Origin of the sequence: Carboxydocella sp. ULO1 (assembly GCF_002049255.1) — a bacterium.
Lineage (GTDB): Bacteria > Bacillota.
On sequence record NZ_BDLQ01000052.1, the window covers coordinates 1 to 531 of the forward strand.

At 57.6% G+C, this 531-nt stretch carries 1 rRNA gene; it reads right to left on the reverse strand.

The window, feature by feature from the left end:
• Window positions 1-531, reverse strand: a 23S ribosomal RNA gene (locus ULO1_RS08000); the annotation flags it as partial.

The window sequence follows — 531 nt, forward strand, 5'->3', positions numbered from 1 at the left end:
CCCAGTGGGAAATCTTATCTTGAGGTGGACTTCGCGCTTAGATGCTTTCAGCGCTTATCCCGTCCAGACTTGGCTACCCAGCGATTGCTCCTGGCGGAACAACTGGTACACCAGCGGTCTGTCCATCCCGGTCCTCTCGTACTAGGGACAGCTCCTCTCAAATTTCCTACGCCTGCGACGGATAGGGACCGAACTGTCTCACGACGTTCTGAACCCAGCTCGCGTACCGCTTTAATGGGCGAACAGCCCAACCCTTGGGACCTACTTCAGCCCCAGGATGCGATGAGCCGACATCGAGGTGCCAAACCTCCCCGTCGATGTGGACTCTTGGGGGAGATAAGCCTGTTATCCCCGGGGTAGCTTTTATCCGTTGAGCGATGGCCCTTCCACTCGGTACCACCGGATCACTAAGCCCGACTTTCGTCCCTGCTCGACCCGTCGGTCTCACAGTCAAGCTCCCTTCTGCCTTTGCACTCTCCGCGCGTTTTCCATTCGCGCTGAGGGAACCTTTGGGCGCCTCCGTTACTCTTT